The organism is Aeromonas sp. QDB68 (assembly GCF_027707405.1).
Taxonomy (GTDB): Bacteria; Pseudomonadota; Gammaproteobacteria; order Enterobacterales; family Aeromonadaceae; genus Aeromonas; species Aeromonas caviae.
Genome location: NZ_JAPCIQ010000235.1, coordinates 1 through 860, shown reverse-complemented (window position 1 = coordinate 860; position 860 = coordinate 1). Strand labels below are relative to the sequence as shown.

1 pseudogene is annotated in these 860 nt (G+C 60.0%); it reads right to left on the bottom strand.

What is annotated here, in order from left to right:
• Positions 1-56 precede the first annotated feature (56 nt).
• Positions 57-860 (bottom strand): annotated as a pseudogene (gene istA, locus PG892_RS22420) (IS21-like element ISAs29 family transposase); the annotation flags it as partial.

Here is an 860-nt window from a genome sequence, read left to right as displayed (position 1 = left end):
CAGTTTCAGGTGTCTCAAGCGGGTCAGCGTTTGTTGGGTCATGGGACGTATCCTCTTTAGTGGAAGCTCTGGGGGCCGCGGATGTTCTCGTGCTCTTGCGGCAGTTCTGGATAACTGAGCGGACTTGCGGGCAGTTGGTCGCGGCCACTGGTCAGCACCGACTTGAGCTGCTTGAGCCGCACCAGTCCTTCCCGGTTGGCCAGCTGGCAACAGGCTTCGACTCGTGATGGCGGATACTCCCGGCTAAGACTCAGCAGTCCCAGGCAGAGTCGGTATGCCTGCTCGGCATGGGCTTTCTCTGCCAGCCGTTCGCTAACCCAGCACAAGGTGCCCGGTCCGATGTCGGCAGCCCACTGCTTAAGACGCCCTGGCGTCCAGCGTTGCTGCTTGCTGTGACGTTCCGGCATGTGCTCAGGGAGTGTGCTCATCCCCGGGATGGTTTTACGCGGATGGCTCGCGACCAGCTGTTGCTGGTGATAGACCTGAAGCAGGGTATCGCCCGCATGGAGCTCCAGTTGCTGACCCACATACTGGTGCGGCACCGAGTAATGGTGCTGCTCATAGCTGACGTGATAGTCGATGTTGACCTTGACCGTTTTGATGGCGACATAGCGATAGGGATGCACCGGTAGTGACCCCAGTGCCGGGCGGTCCAACTGCTCAAACGCCTCGCGTCGGTTACCGGGCAGCTGCTTGAACGGGCGCTCGTTGAGCTCATTCAACAAAGCCCGGATGCACTGGTTTAGCTCGGCAAGCGAGAAGAAGGTCTGATGGCGTAGACGAGCCAGGATCCAGCGCTCGACGATCTGCACACCCACCTCGGCCTTGGCTTTGTCCTTAGGCTTGTAAGGGCGAGCTGG